At 54.4% G+C, this 13,872-nt stretch carries 15 protein-coding genes; 10 read left to right on the top strand and 5 right to left on the bottom strand.

The genetic code is table 11. From position 1 onward, the window contains the following. Positions 1-40: 40 nt before the first annotated feature. From ysgD to RAC65_RS14140, 3 genes are all read left to right on the top strand, one after another. On the top strand, positions 41-97 hold the full coding sequence (gene ysgD / locus RAC65_RS14150) for a YsgD/CorL family protein (protein WP_349887138.1): 57 nt from the start codon (positions 41-43) through the stop codon (positions 95-97). Between the two features lie 167 nt (positions 98-264). After that, positions 265-1,218: a magnesium/cobalt transporter CorA gene (corA, locus tag RAC65_RS14145; RefSeq protein ID WP_058701510.1), complete on the top strand. Its 954-nt coding sequence runs from the start codon at positions 265-267 to the stop codon at positions 1,216-1,218. A 97-nt stretch (positions 1,219-1,315) separates the two neighbouring features. Next, positions 1,316-2,368 carry an AbrB family transcriptional regulator gene (locus tag RAC65_RS14140; RefSeq protein ID WP_054688546.1) on the top strand — a complete coding sequence of 351 codons (1,053 nt, stop codon included), beginning with the start codon at positions 1,316-1,318 and terminating at the stop codon, positions 2,366-2,368. Here the strand turns inward: RAC65_RS14140 and rarD are convergent. Further along, positions 2,339-3,238 carry an EamA family transporter RarD gene (gene rarD, locus RAC65_RS14135; RefSeq protein WP_054688544.1) on the bottom strand — a complete coding sequence of 300 codons (900 nt, stop codon included), beginning with the start codon at positions 3,236-3,238 and terminating at the stop codon, positions 2,339-2,341. The genes RAC65_RS14140 and rarD overlap by 30 nt on opposite strands. A 119-nt stretch (positions 3,239-3,357) precedes the next feature. Continuing rightward, positions 3,358-3,735 (bottom strand): helix-turn-helix domain-containing protein, encoded by a 378-nt coding sequence (locus tag RAC65_RS14130; RefSeq protein ID WP_058701509.1) that lies wholly within the window; start codon positions 3,733-3,735, stop codon positions 3,358-3,360. A gap of 233 nt (positions 3,736-3,968) precedes the next feature. Between RAC65_RS14130 and RAC65_RS14125 the strand changes: the two genes are divergently transcribed. Further along, positions 3,969-4,442 (top strand): ester cyclase, encoded by a 474-nt coding sequence (locus RAC65_RS14125; RefSeq protein WP_263757213.1) that lies wholly within the window; start codon positions 3,969-3,971, stop codon positions 4,440-4,442. Between the two features lie 53 nt (positions 4,443-4,495). Here the strand turns inward: RAC65_RS14125 and RAC65_RS14120 are convergent, their stop codons facing one another. Next, a complete protein-coding gene (locus RAC65_RS14120; protein ID WP_006121457.1) occupies positions 4,496-4,966 on the bottom strand; it encodes a thioesterase family protein in 471 nt (156 codons plus the stop codon). A gap of 190 nt (positions 4,967-5,156) precedes the next feature. Between RAC65_RS14120 and pldA the strand changes: the two genes are divergently transcribed. From pldA to rhtC, 3 genes are read left to right on the top strand one after another with little or no spacing between them, the layout of a single operon-like run. Next, positions 5,157-6,032, top strand: a complete 876-nt coding sequence (pldA, locus tag RAC65_RS14115; RefSeq protein WP_033737373.1) for a phospholipase A — start codon at positions 5,157-5,159, stop codon at positions 6,030-6,032. A 23-nt stretch (positions 6,033-6,055) separates the two neighbouring features. Further along, positions 6,056-7,882, top strand: a complete 1,827-nt coding sequence (recQ, locus tag RAC65_RS14110; protein WP_006121459.1) for an ATP-dependent DNA helicase RecQ — start codon at positions 6,056-6,058, stop codon at positions 7,880-7,882. A 12-nt stretch (positions 7,883-7,894) separates the two neighbouring features. Continuing rightward, the gene (gene rhtC / locus RAC65_RS14105) at positions 7,895-8,518 is read left to right on the top strand and encodes a threonine export protein RhtC (RefSeq protein ID WP_006121460.1); all 624 of its coding nucleotides are present in this window, start codon (positions 7,895-7,897) and stop codon (positions 8,516-8,518) included. Positions 8,519-8,582: 64 nt separating this feature from the next. Here rhtC and rhtB read toward each other — a convergent pair whose 3' ends face one another. Continuing rightward, entirely contained in the window at positions 8,583-9,206 is a 624-nt protein-coding gene (gene rhtB, locus RAC65_RS14100; protein WP_033737374.1) for a homoserine/homoserine lactone efflux protein, read from the bottom strand. Positions 9,207-9,319: 113 nt separating this feature from the next. Between rhtB and pldB the strand changes: the two genes are divergently transcribed. Together pldB and yigL are read left to right on the top strand one after the other, a co-directional pair. Next, positions 9,320-10,312, top strand: a complete 993-nt coding sequence (pldB, locus tag RAC65_RS14095) for a lysophospholipase L2 (RefSeq protein WP_006121462.1) — start codon at positions 9,320-9,322, stop codon at positions 10,310-10,312. Between the two features lie 54 nt (positions 10,313-10,366). Next, complete coding sequence (gene yigL / locus RAC65_RS14090) at positions 10,367-11,167, top strand: sugar/pyridoxal phosphate phosphatase YigL (RefSeq protein WP_033737375.1); 801 nt, start codon at positions 10,367-10,369, stop codon at positions 11,165-11,167. Positions 11,168-11,208: 41 nt separating this feature from the next. On the opposite strand, the gene glpT is transcribed toward yigL, so the two are convergent. Continuing rightward, positions 11,209-12,549: a glycerol-3-phosphate transporter gene (glpT, locus tag RAC65_RS14085; protein ID WP_058701508.1), complete on the bottom strand. Its 1,341-nt coding sequence runs from the start codon at positions 12,547-12,549 to the stop codon at positions 11,209-11,211. 357 nt (positions 12,550-12,906) lie between these two features. Here glpT and RAC65_RS14080 point away from each other — a divergent pair, with 357 nt between their 5' ends. Further along, positions 12,907-13,770 carry a carboxylate/amino acid/amine transporter gene (locus RAC65_RS14080; RefSeq protein ID WP_006121466.1) on the top strand — a complete coding sequence of 288 codons (864 nt, stop codon included), beginning with the start codon at positions 12,907-12,909 and terminating at the stop codon, positions 13,768-13,770. The last annotated feature ends 102 nt before the right edge of the window (positions 13,771-13,872 follow it).

Raw genomic sequence — 13,872 nt, 5'->3', positions numbered from 1 at the left:
GCGTAACATGCGCGCACTATTATCATGAGAGGACAATGCCTTGGACACGCCCAGTCGATGCTGGCTCATTAACCTGGTTTTCAGGAATAACATCTAAGGCTATCTCATTACGCTGGTAGCCTTAGCGGTTATCAGCGACCTCCCTTTTTGATCCGTCGCACGAGTCAGCACTGATTTATCGTTTCTCCGTGTTCAGGTTCGCGGTTATCTGTTCCGACCGCCTTACAGCGTTGTCCCATAAAGTCTGCAATGGGGAGTCTTGCTATGCTGAGCGCATTTAAACTTGATAACAGTCGCCTGACGCGTCTGGAACTGGAAGAAGAAAACGATAAACTGACCACGTCAGTGTGGGTTGACCTGGTCGAGCCTGAGGAAGGCGAGCGCGACCGTGTTCAGTCCGAGCTGGGGCAGAGCCTGGCCACGCGCCCTGAGCTGGAAGATATCGAAGCCTCAGCGCGTTTCTTCGAAGATGAAGATGGCCTGCACATCCACTCCTTTTTCTTTTTTGAAGATGCCGAAGATCATGCCGGCAACTCGACGGTCGCCTTTACGATTCGCGAAGGACGCTTATATACACTGCGCGAGCGGGAGCTTCCTGCCTTTCGTCTTTACCGCATGCGAGCCCGCAACCAGACGCTGATTGACGGTAACGCCTACGAGCTGCTACTCGACCTGTTTGAGACCAAAATTGAACAGCTGGCGGATGAGATTGAAAACATCTATAGCGCGCTGGAAAAGCTTAGCCGCGTGATTATGGAAGGTCAGCAGGGCGAGGAGTACGATCAGGCGCTGTCGCGGTTAGCTGAGCTGGAAGATATCGGCTGGAAAGTGCGCCTGTGCCTGATGGATACGCAGCGAGCGCTTAACTTCCTGGTACGAAAAGCCCGTTTGCCAGGCAATCAACTGGAGCAGGCGCGCGAAATCCTGCGGGATATCGAATCGCTGCTGCCTCACAATGAGTCCCTGTTCCAGAAGGTCAACTTCCTGATGCAGGCGGCGATGGGCTTTATTAATATCGAGCAGAACCGCATCATCAAGATCTTCTCGGTGGTTTCCGTGGTTTTCCTGCCGCCAACGCTGGTGGCCTCCAGCTACGGCATGAACTTTGAGTTTATGCCTGAACTGAAATGGAGCTTTGGCTATCCCGGTGCGATTTGTCTGATGATGCTTGCCGGTCTGGCGCCTTATCTTTATTTCAAACGCAAGAACTGGCTGTAATCGTCTGTCAGGGCCGGTCCAACCGGCCCATTTCGCTGGCCTGCTGGCACAATTCTGCGTAATCTACCCGCTCCATTTTCACAAAAAATTAACTTTTATGGCCTCTCTTTCATTGCGCGTGCAGTGGTTACTGTTGTTGGTCGCATCGGTATTACTTGGCGCGCTCTTCCAGTATTTTCATGTTCCGGCCGCCCTGTTACTGGGCCCGATGATTGTGGGCGTGATGATGGGGTTATCCGGTGCCACATTGCGCATCCACAAGCGGCTGTTCCTGCTGTCGCAGGCGGTACTGGGCTGTATGATTGCACAGAGCCTGTCACCGTCCATTTTAACGCCGCTGTTACAGGACTGGCCCGTCGTGGTAGCGGTACTGCTGCTGACTCTGGCGGCCAGCGGTGTGTCGGGCTTTTTGCTGGTTCGGTTTAGTCAGCTTCCCGGCCCGACCGGCGCGTGGGGATCGTCACCTGGTGGTGCTTCTGCCATGGTGGCGATGGCGGGAGAATTCGGCGCGGATGTGCGTCTGGTCGCCTTTATGCAGTATCTGCGCGTTCTGTTTGTGGCGGGCGCGGCAGCAATGGTGGCTCGCATCGGCCTGGGCGATGGCGCTCATGCGGGATCACTGGTGTGGTTTCCTGCACTGAACAGCGGTTTTCTGCTGACGATTTGCCTGGTGATCGGCAGCGCCTGGCTGGGCCCCTGGTTACGCATTCCGTCCGGCGCGTTGCTGGTGCCTGCGCTGATTGGCGCTACGCTGCACGCTACCGGAACAGCCGTGCTTCAGATGCCTGAATGGTTGCTTGCCCTGGCGTACGCCCTGATCGGCTGGAGTGTAGGGCTGCGCTTCACCCGACCCATTTTCAAACTGGCGCTGAGTACCCTGCCGCAAATGCTGCTGTCCATTTTCGGCCTGATGCTGCTGTGTGGCGGACTGGCGTGGATGTTGACGCGCGTACTCCATATTGACCTGATGACCGCCTATCTCGCCACCAGTCCAGGTGGCCTGGACACCGTGGCGATCATTGCGGCCGGAAGCGGAGTGGATATGGCGTTTGTGATGGCAATGCAAACCCTGCGGTTATTCACCATTCTCCTGACCGGCCCGGCAATGGCGCGTTTTCTGTCACGCTTTGCGCAGTCGGCCCCGCGCTGAAAACACGACGGCATCCAGAATGAAGACCAGCAATGCCAGCCAGATAAAGCCAAACGTCAGCATTTTATCCGGCGTGATGGTCTCGCCATAAAACAGCACCGCCAGTAAGAACATCAGCGTTGGGCCAAGATACTGAAAGAAGCCAACCGTCGACAGGCGCAGCCGGGCACAGGCTGCGGCAAAGAACATCAGCGGAATGGTGGTCACAATACCTGCGGCGATCAGCAACAGATTCAGGCTGGCGGGATTGGCGGTAAGATGGCTGGTACTGCTGTCTGCAAAACCAAATAAATACAGCGCGGCCAGCGGAAACAGCCACAGCGTTTCAATCAGCATACCGCTCTGGGCATCGACCTGAATTTTCTTCCTCATGAGGCCGTAAAACGCAAAGCTGAAGGCCAGGCCTAATGCAATCACCGGCACCGAACCAAACTGCCACAGCTGCAAAAGGACGCCAGCGGTAGCGAGCGCCACAGCCAGCCACTGCAGACGACGAAAACGTTCGCGCAGGAAAACCATACCAAACACAACGTTAATCAAAGGGTTAATAAAATAGCCCAGACTGGCTTCTAGCATATGCTGGTTATTCACCGCCCAGATAAACAGCAGCCAGTTACCGCCCACCGTGACGGCGGTCAGCGCCAGTAGCAAGACCTTTTTGGGTTGGCGCACGACGCTTCTGACCTGCCCCCAGCTGCGGCTAAGCGTAATCAACAGCAGCATAAACAAGGCTGACCAGATTACCCGGTGCGTCATGATTTCAGTCGCAGGGACGGCTTTAACTAATTTGAAGTAGGCAGGTGCAATGCCCCATATGAAATAAGCGCCAAGCGCAAAACCTATTCCCTGACGGGTTTGCTGGGTATCCATAAATCATCCTGAAAGTTCGTTCTGTACCAAAAGTCACTGAGAGAAAGCGGCGTGACAGAGGGCCGCAATGTTACCGCAGTCCCCGTCATGTCTGTAGCCCGATCTGGCAACAGGCAGGGTCAGGCTTTGTCCTGCTCACGGGCACGCTGGCGGGAAAGACAAATGGCCTGATGATTGCCATCCGCCCACGCAATCAGTTGCTGCATCGGTTTAAGAAAAGAACGACCTAACTCTGTCAGACTGTACTCAACCCGTGGCGGCACTTCCGGATAAAGAGTCCGCAGGATATAGCCGTCCACCTCCAGCCGTTTCAGCGTTCGTGACAGCACCTGACGAGCGACATCGCCAATATGGCGGTGCAGCTCATTGAAGCGCAGCGTGCGCTCGGCCAGCGCCTCAAGAATCAGCAAACTCCATTTATCGCCAATCCGGTCAAGTACATCCCGAATGGGGCAAGGCTGTTCATAACTGAATGTGTTAGGGGATGACACAGACATGGAAAGGGTTCCTGCACGTAGTAATAGTCACTTTCATGTGACTGAGTCAGCACAAAGTGACGTCTTGTTATCCATTTTGCGCGAATGTACCATCCGCAGCGACAACAGTCTATTTTTGTGACCTGGTGTGATATCAAAACCTGATGGCGCGTCCGGGCCATGCCCGGCACCCTGTATAAAGTGATCCTCTGGCGCGGAGCGGTTAGCGCTGTAACGAATGAGCAAGGAGAAAAATGATGGCAACCTTTCTGAAAACCCTGCTGCTGACGGCAGGTATCCTGACAGCGAGCGCTGGGTACGCCGTACAACCGAAAGAAGGCCGCGATCTTAACGTGGAAGAGGCCAATCGTGCGCTGGTGATCAACTTTTATAATCAATTTTTCAATCAGCACAAGGTGACAGAAGCGGCCCGGGTCGTGGCGGACGATTACCGCCAGCACAATCCCGGGGTGCCGAATGGCAAGGCACCGCTGGTTAACTTTTTCAGCGATTTTTTAAGCAAAAACCCACAGTCAAAAGCGCGCATCGTTCGCAGTGCAACCGACGGTGATCTGGTATGGCTGCATGTTCACTCGACCAATGGTGAACACGATCGTGGTCAGGCTGTTACGGATATTTTCCGCGTGAAAAACGGCAAAATTGTCGAGCACTGGGATGTGATTCAGGCCGTACCGGCGACCTCGGCGAATACCAATACGATGTTCTGAGGCAGTCAGGATACTGCGTGGCAGGGCCTGAACGGTGCCACGCGTCGATTCGCTTAACCGGTCAGGTAGGTCGCGGTTGCGGTGGCAATGTAAAGGCCCTGCTCATTATGTAATTCCACCCGCGCCACAGAGACTTTATTGCCGGCACGCAGTAAACGGCTGCTGGCAATAAAGCGCTCGCCCCGTCCGGGACGGAGATAATCCACCCGCATATCAATCGTTCCCATACGGGACAGTCGCTGGCGCAGCACGTCTTCACTTATCTGCTCATCACGTGTCAAGGCATGGCTCACGCACACCATGCCCGCGGCGACATCCAGTACCGCTGCTGTTACACCACCATGAAGAATGTGCTGGGCGGCATTGCCCACCAGCATGGTTTTGTTGGCAAAACTGATTTCTGCGTAATCGGGTTCCAGGCGATCCAGTTCCAGACCCAGCGCCTGATTAAACGGCATGTGATAAATAAAAATTTCACCGACGAGGCGGCGAGCGTCCTGCTGAGTCAATAGCACGGATGACATGGTGTTTAGTCCTGAACAGCTGGTAATTGAACTGTAGATGTTAATAAGATGTTTATTCTATGCTTCGCTCGACAGGGTTTCCAGTTTAGGAAATCAGCGCTGATGTTCACCCACTTTTGTGTGTAGAATGTCCTGCTTTTTACAACACCCATTCGCTTTTATGAATACGCAGTTTTCACCGGAGAATCCTATGCGTAAGCATCGCGCCTTGCTGGCGGCAATGTTACTTCCTGCTTTGGCGCAGGCGGACGAAGCCACAATTAAACATGTTCACGATGCACCGCAGGTGCGAGGCAGCATCATTGCCAACCTGCTGGAGCAGCACGACAACCCGTTTGTGCTTTATCCTTACGAAAATAATTATCTGCTTTACACCTATACCAGCGACATAAATAAAGAGGCGATTTCCTCTTACAACTGGGCAAAAAACGCACGTAAAGATGAAGTGAAATTCCAGCTCAGCCTGGCATTTCCGTTGTGGCGTGGCATCGTCGGTGACAACTCCGTATTAGCGGCGTCTTATACTCAGCGCTCATGGTGGCAGTTATCCAATAAAAAAGAGTCGTCGCCTTTCCGTGAGACGAACTATGAGCCACAGATTTTCCTGGGCTGGGCGACCGATTACTCGTTTGCCGGCTGGACACTGCGTGACGTTGAGGTCGGTGTGAATCATCAGTCTAACGGCCGCAGCGATCCGACCTCACGCAGCTGGAACCGTGTTTATACTCGTCTGATGGCGCAGAACGGTAACTTCCTGGCCGAGATCAAGCCCTGGTTCCGTATTTCAGAAAGCGCGAATAATGACGACAACCCCGATATCACCAAATACATGGGTTATTATCGTGCGAAGTTAGGTTACGCCATGGGCGACAGTATTTTCAGCGTTGAAGGCAACTATAACTGGAATAGCGGCTACGGCGGCGCTACGCTGGGCTGGAGTTATCCGATCACCCAACACGTTCGTTTCTATACGCAACTGTTTAGCGGCTATGGCGAATCCCTTATTGACTACAACCATCGTCAGACACGCGTCGGTGTGGGCGTGACACTCAACGATTTATTTTAATTAACCATCAAGTCAGGATCACAGTGGCAACCTCGGCAGTTCTTAATCAGGAAGCGTTGGCGCAGCAGGTATTACAGGATACCTTCGGCTACCAGCAGTTTCGTCCCGGTCAGCAGGCCATTATCAATGAAGCGCTGAATGGGCGAGACTGCCTGGTGGTGATGCCAACCGGCGGCGGGAAATCACTCTGCTATCAGATCCCCGCGCTGGTGCGTGAAGGGCTGACACTGGTCGTCTCGCCCTTGATCTCGCTGATGAAAGATCAGGTGGATCAGCTGCTGGCAAATGGTGTTGCGGCGGCGTGTCTCAATTCGACCATGACCCGCGAGCAACAGCAAAACGTCATGGCGGACTGCCGAAACGGACGCGTAAAGTTGCTCTATATTGCGCCCGAACGCCTGATGATGGATAACTTCCTGGAAAGCCTGGCGCACTGGCAGCCTGCGATGCTGGCGGTGGATGAGGCGCACTGCATTTCTCAGTGGGGACACGATTTCCGGCCCGAGTACGGCGCACTGGGGCAGATGCGTCAGCGCTTTCCCGATCTGCCGGTTATGGCGCTCACGGCGACCGCCGACGAAACCACCCGCCTTGATATCGTCAACCTGCTGCATATGCAGGACCCGCTGATTCAAATCAGCAGTTTTGATCGACCTAATATACGCTATACGCTGGTGGAAAAATTCAAACCCACCGAACAGTTACTGCGTTACGTACAGGATCAGCGGGGCAAGTGCGGCATCATTTACTGCAACAGCCGGGCAAAAGTTGAGGACACGGCCGCGCGCCTGCAGAGCCGCGGTCTCAGCGTGGGTGCCTATCATGCCGGTATCGACAGCGCGCAGCGCGCCCGCGTGCAGGAAGCGTTTCAGCGCGACGATCTGCAAATTGTGGTCGCCACCGTGGCGTTTGGCATGGGCATTAACAAACCCAATGTGCGGTTTGTGGTCCATTTCGACATTCCCCGCAATATCGAATCCTACTATCAGGAAACCGGCCGTGCGGGTCGTGATGGCCTGCCTGCGGAAGCGATGATGCTTTATGATCCTGCAGATATGGCCTGGTTACGTAAATGTCTCGAAGAGAAACAGCCCGGCCCGCTGCAGGACATAGAGCGGCATAAATTGAATGCCATGAACGCCTTTGCTGAAGCGCAGACCTGTCGCCGTCTGGTGCTGCTGAACTACTTTGGTGAAGGGCGGCAGCAACCTTGTGGTAACTGCGATATCTGTCTCGATCCGCCTAAGCGCTATGACGGTCTGGTTGAAGCCCAGAAAGCGCTTTCGAGTATTTACCGTGTCGGCCAGCGCTTTGGCATGGGTTACATCGTTGAAGTTTTGCGCGGCGCGAACAATCATCGTATCCGTGAACAGGGTCACGACAAGCTGCCGGTTTATGGGCTGGGTAAAGAGAACAGCCATGAGCATTGGGTGAGTGTGCTGCGTCAGCTGATTCATCTGGGGTTAGTCACCCAAAATATTGCCATGCATTCTGCACTGCAACTTACCGAAGCGGCCCGACCGGTGCTGCGCGGTGAAGTCCCGCTGATGCTGGCGGTACCACGGCTCATTACAACCAGACCGAAAAGCAGCAGTTCGGCAAAAGTCTACGGGGGTAACTATGACCGTAAGCTGTTTGCCAAACTCCGCAAGCTGCGTAAGGCGATAGCGGATGAAGAGAACATTCCACCCTATGTGGTCTTTAACGACGCCACATTGCTGGAGATGGCGGAACAGATGCCGGTCAGTGCGTCAGACATGTTGAGCGTGAATGGGGTCGGTCACCGTAAACTCGAACGTTTCGGTAAGCCCTTTTTGCTGATGATTAAAGAGCATCTTGATGAAGAGTAAAGAGGCATTACCATGTTGATATTGTTTGGCACGATTGCGTTGGTCCACCTTGTTGCGCTCATGAGCCCCGGCCCGGATTTCTTTTTCGTTTCGCAAACGGCGGCCAGCCGTTCGCGCAAAGAAGCGATGTTGGGTGTGTTGGGCATTACGCTGGCGGTCATGATCTGGGCAGCGGTGGCGTTAATGGGCCTGCATTTGATCCTGCAAAAAATGGCCTGGCTGCATCAAATCATCATGGTCGGTGGCGGGCTTTACCTGTTATGGATGGGATGGCAGCTGATCCGTTCCGCGCGTCAACGCCATAAGCAGCCGGTACAGCAGGAGCCTGTCGTCGATCTGCCAAAGAAAGGCATGAGCTTTATCAAAGGGTTGTTAACCAATCTCTCTAACCCCAAAGCGGTGATCTATTTTGGTAGCGTCTTCTCATTATTTATCGGTAACGATGTCGGTGGGCTGGAGCGCTGGGGATTGTTTGTGTTGATTAGCGTCGAAACCTTTGCATGGTTTTCTCTGGTCGCCGCAATTTTTGCTTTGCCATGGATGCGGGATAAATATCAGCGTGCCGCGAAGTGGGTGGATGGCATGGCGGGCGTACTGTTCGCCGGATTTGGCATTCATCTTATCCTGTCACGCTAAGGTCGCCAGACCGGCTTTATGCGGCCGCCGACAGTATGCTCTGTCGTGCGGCTGCAGGTGTACATCAGGCCATTCGCCTTGCGCTGGCCAGCAGTCCGCCAATCGCAATAAATAATCCCCCGAAAATACGGTTCATCAGCTTCATCTGTTTAGGGCCTTTGATCCAGCCCGCAATGCGCGTCGCTAAGGTGGCGTAACCAATCATCACCACGATATCCACCAGTACGGTGGTTATGCCCAGAACCAGATACTGCAGCATAAGGGGTTGGTGAGGCAGGATAAACTGCGGAAACAGCGCGGCCAGAAACACAATACTTTTGGGATTGGTGAGGTTCACCATGACAGCCCGTTTAAACAGGCGACGACGCGGCATCGCTTTTGACATCGCGTTGAGATCAATGGCGCCGGCAGCCCGCCACTGTTGAATACCCAGCCAGACCAGATAGCCGGCACCGGCCCATTTCAGAATCTCAAACGCCAGCAGCGACTGAGAAAACAGCGCGCCAAGACCCACCCCTACCAGGGCGATATGCAGCGCGAGCCCTACCTGCAGCCCGGAGATGGAGGCGACGGCACCACGATAACCGTGGCTGATGCCGGTGCTCATGGTGTTAATCGCGCCTGAGCCGGGTGAGAGGCTCAGAATTGTGGTGGTAAGAAGGTAGGTCAGCCACCATTCGATGGTCATGGGTTGTACTCCCGGTCTCGTCTGAAGTGTGACACAATACGCCAGAATGCTGCGCAGAGCCATGGACATCATGCGGCCGTTCAGACTCTTTTTTCCGGCAATCAGGAGGGCGGATGAAGCAACACAGGGCAAGCTGGCTGCGACGCGAAAAGGCCTTTGCCGCCTTTGCTACTGGTCCACTGCTTGATTTCTGGCACAGCCGTGAAGAGTGCGAATTCACTGGCGTTGGAAACCTGACATTGCGCTATGTCCGGTTCATTTCACCGCAACATAAACGCGTCATCCTTATCGTGCCGGGGCGCATCGAAAGCTACGTTAAGTATCCCGAACTGGCTTACGATCTTTTTCACTGCGGCTTTGATGTGATCGTGCTCGATCATCGCGGTCAGGGGCGATCGGATCGTCTGCTGGATGACTCTCACCGCGGGCATGTGGTGGAGTTCAGCCATTATGTTGATGACCTCGAAACGCTCTATCTCAAAGAGATTGTGAGCCGTCATTATCAACAGCGCTATGCACTGGCTCATTCGATGGGCGGCGCGATTTTGACGCTCTTCCTGGCGCGTCAGCCCGGTGCATTTCATGCCGCCGCGCTGGTGGCTCCCATGTTTGGGATTGCGTTGCCGTTACCCGCTTTTCTGGCGCATAAGATTCTTGACTGGGCGGAAAAGCGCCCCGCTGTGCGTGAGGGTTATGCATTAGGCACAGGGCGCTGGCGGGCGCACCCTTTCGGCATCAACCGGTTAACGCACAGCCATGAGCGCTACCGCCGCAGTCTGCGCTTTTATGCGGATGATCCGGCTATTCGCGTGGGCGGACCTACGTATCACTGGGTCAGAGAAGGTATTCATGCCGGGCGCAATATTCTGAGCCAGGTGGATAACATTACGACTCCGTTGCTGGTGCTGCAGGCCAGTGAAGACAGCGTGGTGGATAATCGCTCGCAGGATCTGTTTTGTGACGCGATGGCGGCAGCCGGTCACCCCTGTCAGGGCCGGACACCGCAGGTTATCAGCGGCGCGCGCCACGAGATCCTGTTTGAAAAGGACAGCATGCGCGCCGAAGCGCTCAATACCATCGTCGATTTCTTTTTATCGCAGCATTAGTTCGCAATTTACATTACCGGCTACGGCCAACCGACACCGATACCCGAGGTTTTCATGTACCACATTGTTGTGTCCGATCTGGATGGCACACTGCTTTCTCCCGAACATCGCCTGACCGCCAATGCGCGCGAAACGCTTCAGCAACTGGTCGCGCAGGGCATTCACTTTATTTTTGCCACAGGCCGTCATCACATCGATGTCGGGCAAATGCGTGACAAGCTGGGGATTCCGGCTTACATGATTACGTCAAACGGCGCGCGCGTTCACAATCCGGCAGGGGAGCTGGTTTTTAGCCACAATCTGGACGCGGACATCGCCCACGATCTGTTTGGTCTGCAGTATCATCATCCGGACGTGCTGACGCATGTTTATCGCGACGATGAGTGGTTTGTCAGCCGCTGCAGTCCGGCGGAGAAGGATTATTTTCGCGAGTCCGATTTTCACTATCAGGTTTATGAGCCGGGCATGCTGCCGACGGATGGCATCAGCAAAGTCTTTTTTACCTGTGAAGAACCGGAACACCTTGTCCCTATGGAGCAGGCCATCGAAGCACGCTGGGGCGACAGGGTTAACGTGAGTTTTTCGCTGCCGACCTGCCTCGAAGTGATGGCAGGCGGCGTGTCAAAAGGCCATGCCCTGGAAGCGGTGGCAAAACAGTTAGGCTTTACGCTTAAAGACTGTATTGCGTTTGGTGATGGTATGAATGATGTCGAAATGCTGAGTATGGCAGGCAAAGGCTGCATTATGGCTAACGCCCATCAGCGTCTGAAAGACACCTTACCTGAACTGGAAGTGATTGGCAGTAATGCCCAGGATGCCGTCCCGGAGACGCTGAGAACACTCTATCTGTCGTAATCCGAAAAGAAGGCCGGTAAGCCGGCCTTCTGGCAAAGCCGTTATGCCCTTTTTTGCTTATGCCGGTGCTCAGTGATCATGGTTAACAGCAGCAGCACTACCGCCATAACGGCGCCGGCAATCATCACGATGAATCCGCCATCCCAGCCGAAGTAATCGACGGTATAACCCACAATGGCGCTGGCCGCGACTGAGCCACCCAGATAACCGAACAGCCCCGTAAACCCGGCAGCCGTGCCAGCCGCTTTTTTGGGTGCCAGCTCCAGCGCATGCAGACCAATGAGCATTACCGGTCCATAAATCAGAAAGCCAATCGCGATCATGCAGGCCATGTCCACACCGGGATTGCCCGGCGGATTTAGCCAGTAGATGACGGTAGCAGCGGTAACCAGCGTCATAAAAAACACCCCTGTCGCACCACGGTTGCCGCGAAAGACCTTGTCTGACATCCAGCCGCATAACAGCGTACCGGGAATGCCCGCATACTCATAAAAGAAGTAGGTCCAGGAGGACTTATCAAGCGTGAAATGCTTTACTTCTTTCAGGTAGGTCGGTGACCAGTCGAGGATGCCGTAACGCAGCAGGTAGACAAACACATTTGCCAGAGCGATGTACCACAGCAGTTTGTTGGGCAGGACATACTTCATAAAGATTTGTCTGGCAGTGAACTCTTCCTCATGACTTTCGTTGTAATCCACTGGATAGTCGTTTTTATAGGCCTCAATCGGCGGTAATCCACAAGATTGCGGCGTATCGCGCATCAGGGCAAAGGCCAGAATCGCAATGGCGATCGCCCCGAAGGCGGGCATATATAGCGCGGCTTTCCAGTCGTTGAACCACGCCATCCCCAGCAGAAACAGCAGGGGCGGAATCCCGCCGCCGACGTTATGCGCACAGTTCCACACAGAAACGATGCCGCCGCGCTCCTTTTGTGACCACCAGTGGACCATAGTGCGTCCGCAGGGCGGCCAGCCCATTCCCTGAAACCAGCCACAGATGAACAGCAGTACGAACATCACCATAATGCTGGAGGTTGCCCAGGGCACAAACCCCATAATCAGCATTACGGCAGCCGCCAGCGTTAAGCCGGCAGGTAAGAAGACCCGTGGATTCGACCGGTCTGACACCGAACCCATAATAAATTTGGAAAAGCCATAGGCGATGGAGATGCCTGAAAGCGCAAAACCCAGATCGCCGCGTGAGAAGCCTTGTTCAACCAGGTAGGGCATCGCCAGGGCGAAATTCTTTCGAACCAGATAGTAGGCCGCATAGCCAACGAAAATTCCGATAAAGATTTGCCAGCGCAGGCGACGGTAGCGTGGATCGATACGATGATCTTCGACCCGGGGCTGGTGTGGTGCAGGTTTAAAAATACTCAACATAGCGGTGGCCCTCCAGGGCGCATTATGATTTTGATTCCCGGCAGGTTGGGCAAAACTCAAGAAAACGGCGATCGGGATGCGCCATTTCGCGCAGAGAATAGACAGAGATACGTGGCTTTACTGTGATGAATGACAAATATGTTACAGATTTATGACAGACTGGAGCGAAAAGCTCAGGCCGATGCGCTGATGCGCACATTTTTCTGCTGACAGGATATGCCCGATAAGAAGGTAAAAAGCCTGACCGGCAGATTAATGCGTAACTGCCTGGTTAATGCACAGATGTCAACCAGATAAATCTCCCTGCTGTGCGGACATTGTTTACACTGTCGCTCTGTTTATTTCGGGGTTGTTACCGTGCTTTTATTGATTGTTACTACCATTCTGTGGGCTTTTTCATTCAGCCTGATTGGCGAGTATCTTGCCGGTCAGGTTGACAGCTGGTTTTCGGTGCTGATGCGCCTGGCGCTGGCGGCCGTGGTATTTTTGCCTTTCCTGCGCTGGCGCGGCTATCGCCCCTCTACGCTCCTGCTGTATATGCTGGTAGGTATGCTGCAACTGGGCATCATGTATTTACTGAGTTTCGAAGCCTATCTCTATCTGAGCGTGTCTGAATTCCTGCTGTTTACCGTGATGACGCCGCTGTACGTCACGTTGATCTACGACGTGATCAGTCGACGGCCTCTGCGCGCAGGGTACATTTTCAGTGCGTTGCTGGCTGTGGCGGGCGCGGCAATCATTCGTTATGACAAAGTCAGCGATAACTTCTGGTTCGGCCTGTTGCTGGTACAGTTAGCCAATATTTGCTTTGCAGCAGGTATGGTGGGCTACAAACGTTTGCAGGAAACCCGTCCTGTGCCGCAGCACACGGCCTTTTCGTGGTTCTATCTGGGCGCGGTGCTGATTGCGGTGGTGGCCTGGGCCGTCTGGGGCAACCCGCATAAACTCCCGACCACCTCACTGCAGTGGGGCATTCTGGTCTGGCTGGGCGTGGTGGCGTCCGGACTGGGTTACTTTATGTGGAACTACGGTGCTACGCAGGTCGATGCTGGCACGTTGGGCATCATGAACAACATGCATGTGCCGGCAGGCTTGCTGGTCAACCTGGCGATATGGCAGCAAAAGCCACACTGGCCAAGCTTTATTGCCGGTGCGCTCGTGATAGTAGCGTCCTTGTGGGTCCATAAGCGCTGGGTGGTCGGTAAGAACAATCAACAGTGAAGAAACAAGGCATCGCCGCGCACCGGCGCCAAAAGTAGCAGGCCGCTCAGTCTGTTGCGATCCAATGGCGGACGGGGCGCGCGTCGGCAGAAGGCGAGCAAG

Origin of the sequence: Pantoea sp. BS_8 (assembly GCF_041954965.1) — a bacterium.
In the GTDB taxonomy this organism is placed as follows: domain Bacteria; phylum Pseudomonadota; class Gammaproteobacteria; order Enterobacterales; family Enterobacteriaceae; genus Pantoea; species Pantoea stewartii.
The sequence above is the reverse complement of the archived record's forward strand: the minus strand, read 5'-3'. Positions and strand labels throughout refer to the sequence as shown.

What these genes read in the sequence shown, in the direction of transcription:
- corA (WP_058701510.1), top strand. Translation starts at nt 265, where the DNA reads ATGCTGAGCGCATTTAAACTTGATAACAGTCGCCTGACGCGTCTGGAA.
- RAC65_RS14140 (WP_054688546.1), top strand. Translation starts at nt 1,316, where the DNA reads ATGGCCTCTCTTTCATTGCGCGTGCAGTGGTTACTGTTGTTGGTCGCA.
- rarD (WP_054688544.1), bottom strand. Translation starts at nt 3,238, where the DNA reads ATGGATACCCAGCAAACCCGTCAGGGAATAGGTTTTGCGCTTGGCGCT.
- RAC65_RS14130 (WP_058701509.1), bottom strand. Translation starts at nt 3,735, where the DNA reads ATGTCTGTGTCATCCCCTAACACATTCAGTTATGAACAGCCTTGCCCC.
- RAC65_RS14125 (WP_263757213.1), top strand. Translation starts at nt 3,969, where the DNA reads ATGATGGCAACCTTTCTGAAAACCCTGCTGCTGACGGCAGGTATCCTG.
- RAC65_RS14120 (WP_006121457.1), bottom strand. Translation starts at nt 4,966, where the DNA reads ATGTCATCCGTGCTATTGACTCAGCAGGACGCTCGCCGCCTCGTCGGT.
- pldA (WP_033737373.1), top strand. Translation starts at nt 5,157, where the DNA reads ATGCGTAAGCATCGCGCCTTGCTGGCGGCAATGTTACTTCCTGCTTTG.
- rhtC (WP_006121460.1), top strand. Translation starts at nt 7,895, where the DNA reads ATGTTGATATTGTTTGGCACGATTGCGTTGGTCCACCTTGTTGCGCTC.
- rhtB (WP_033737374.1), bottom strand. Translation starts at nt 9,206, where the DNA reads ATGACCATCGAATGGTGGCTGACCTACCTTCTTACCACCACAATTCTG.
- pldB (WP_006121462.1), top strand. Translation starts at nt 9,320, where the DNA reads ATGAAGCAACACAGGGCAAGCTGGCTGCGACGCGAAAAGGCCTTTGCC.
- yigL (WP_033737375.1), top strand. Translation starts at nt 10,367, where the DNA reads ATGTACCACATTGTTGTGTCCGATCTGGATGGCACACTGCTTTCTCCC.
- glpT (WP_058701508.1), bottom strand. Translation starts at nt 12,549, where the DNA reads ATGTTGAGTATTTTTAAACCTGCACCACACCAGCCCCGGGTCGAAGAT.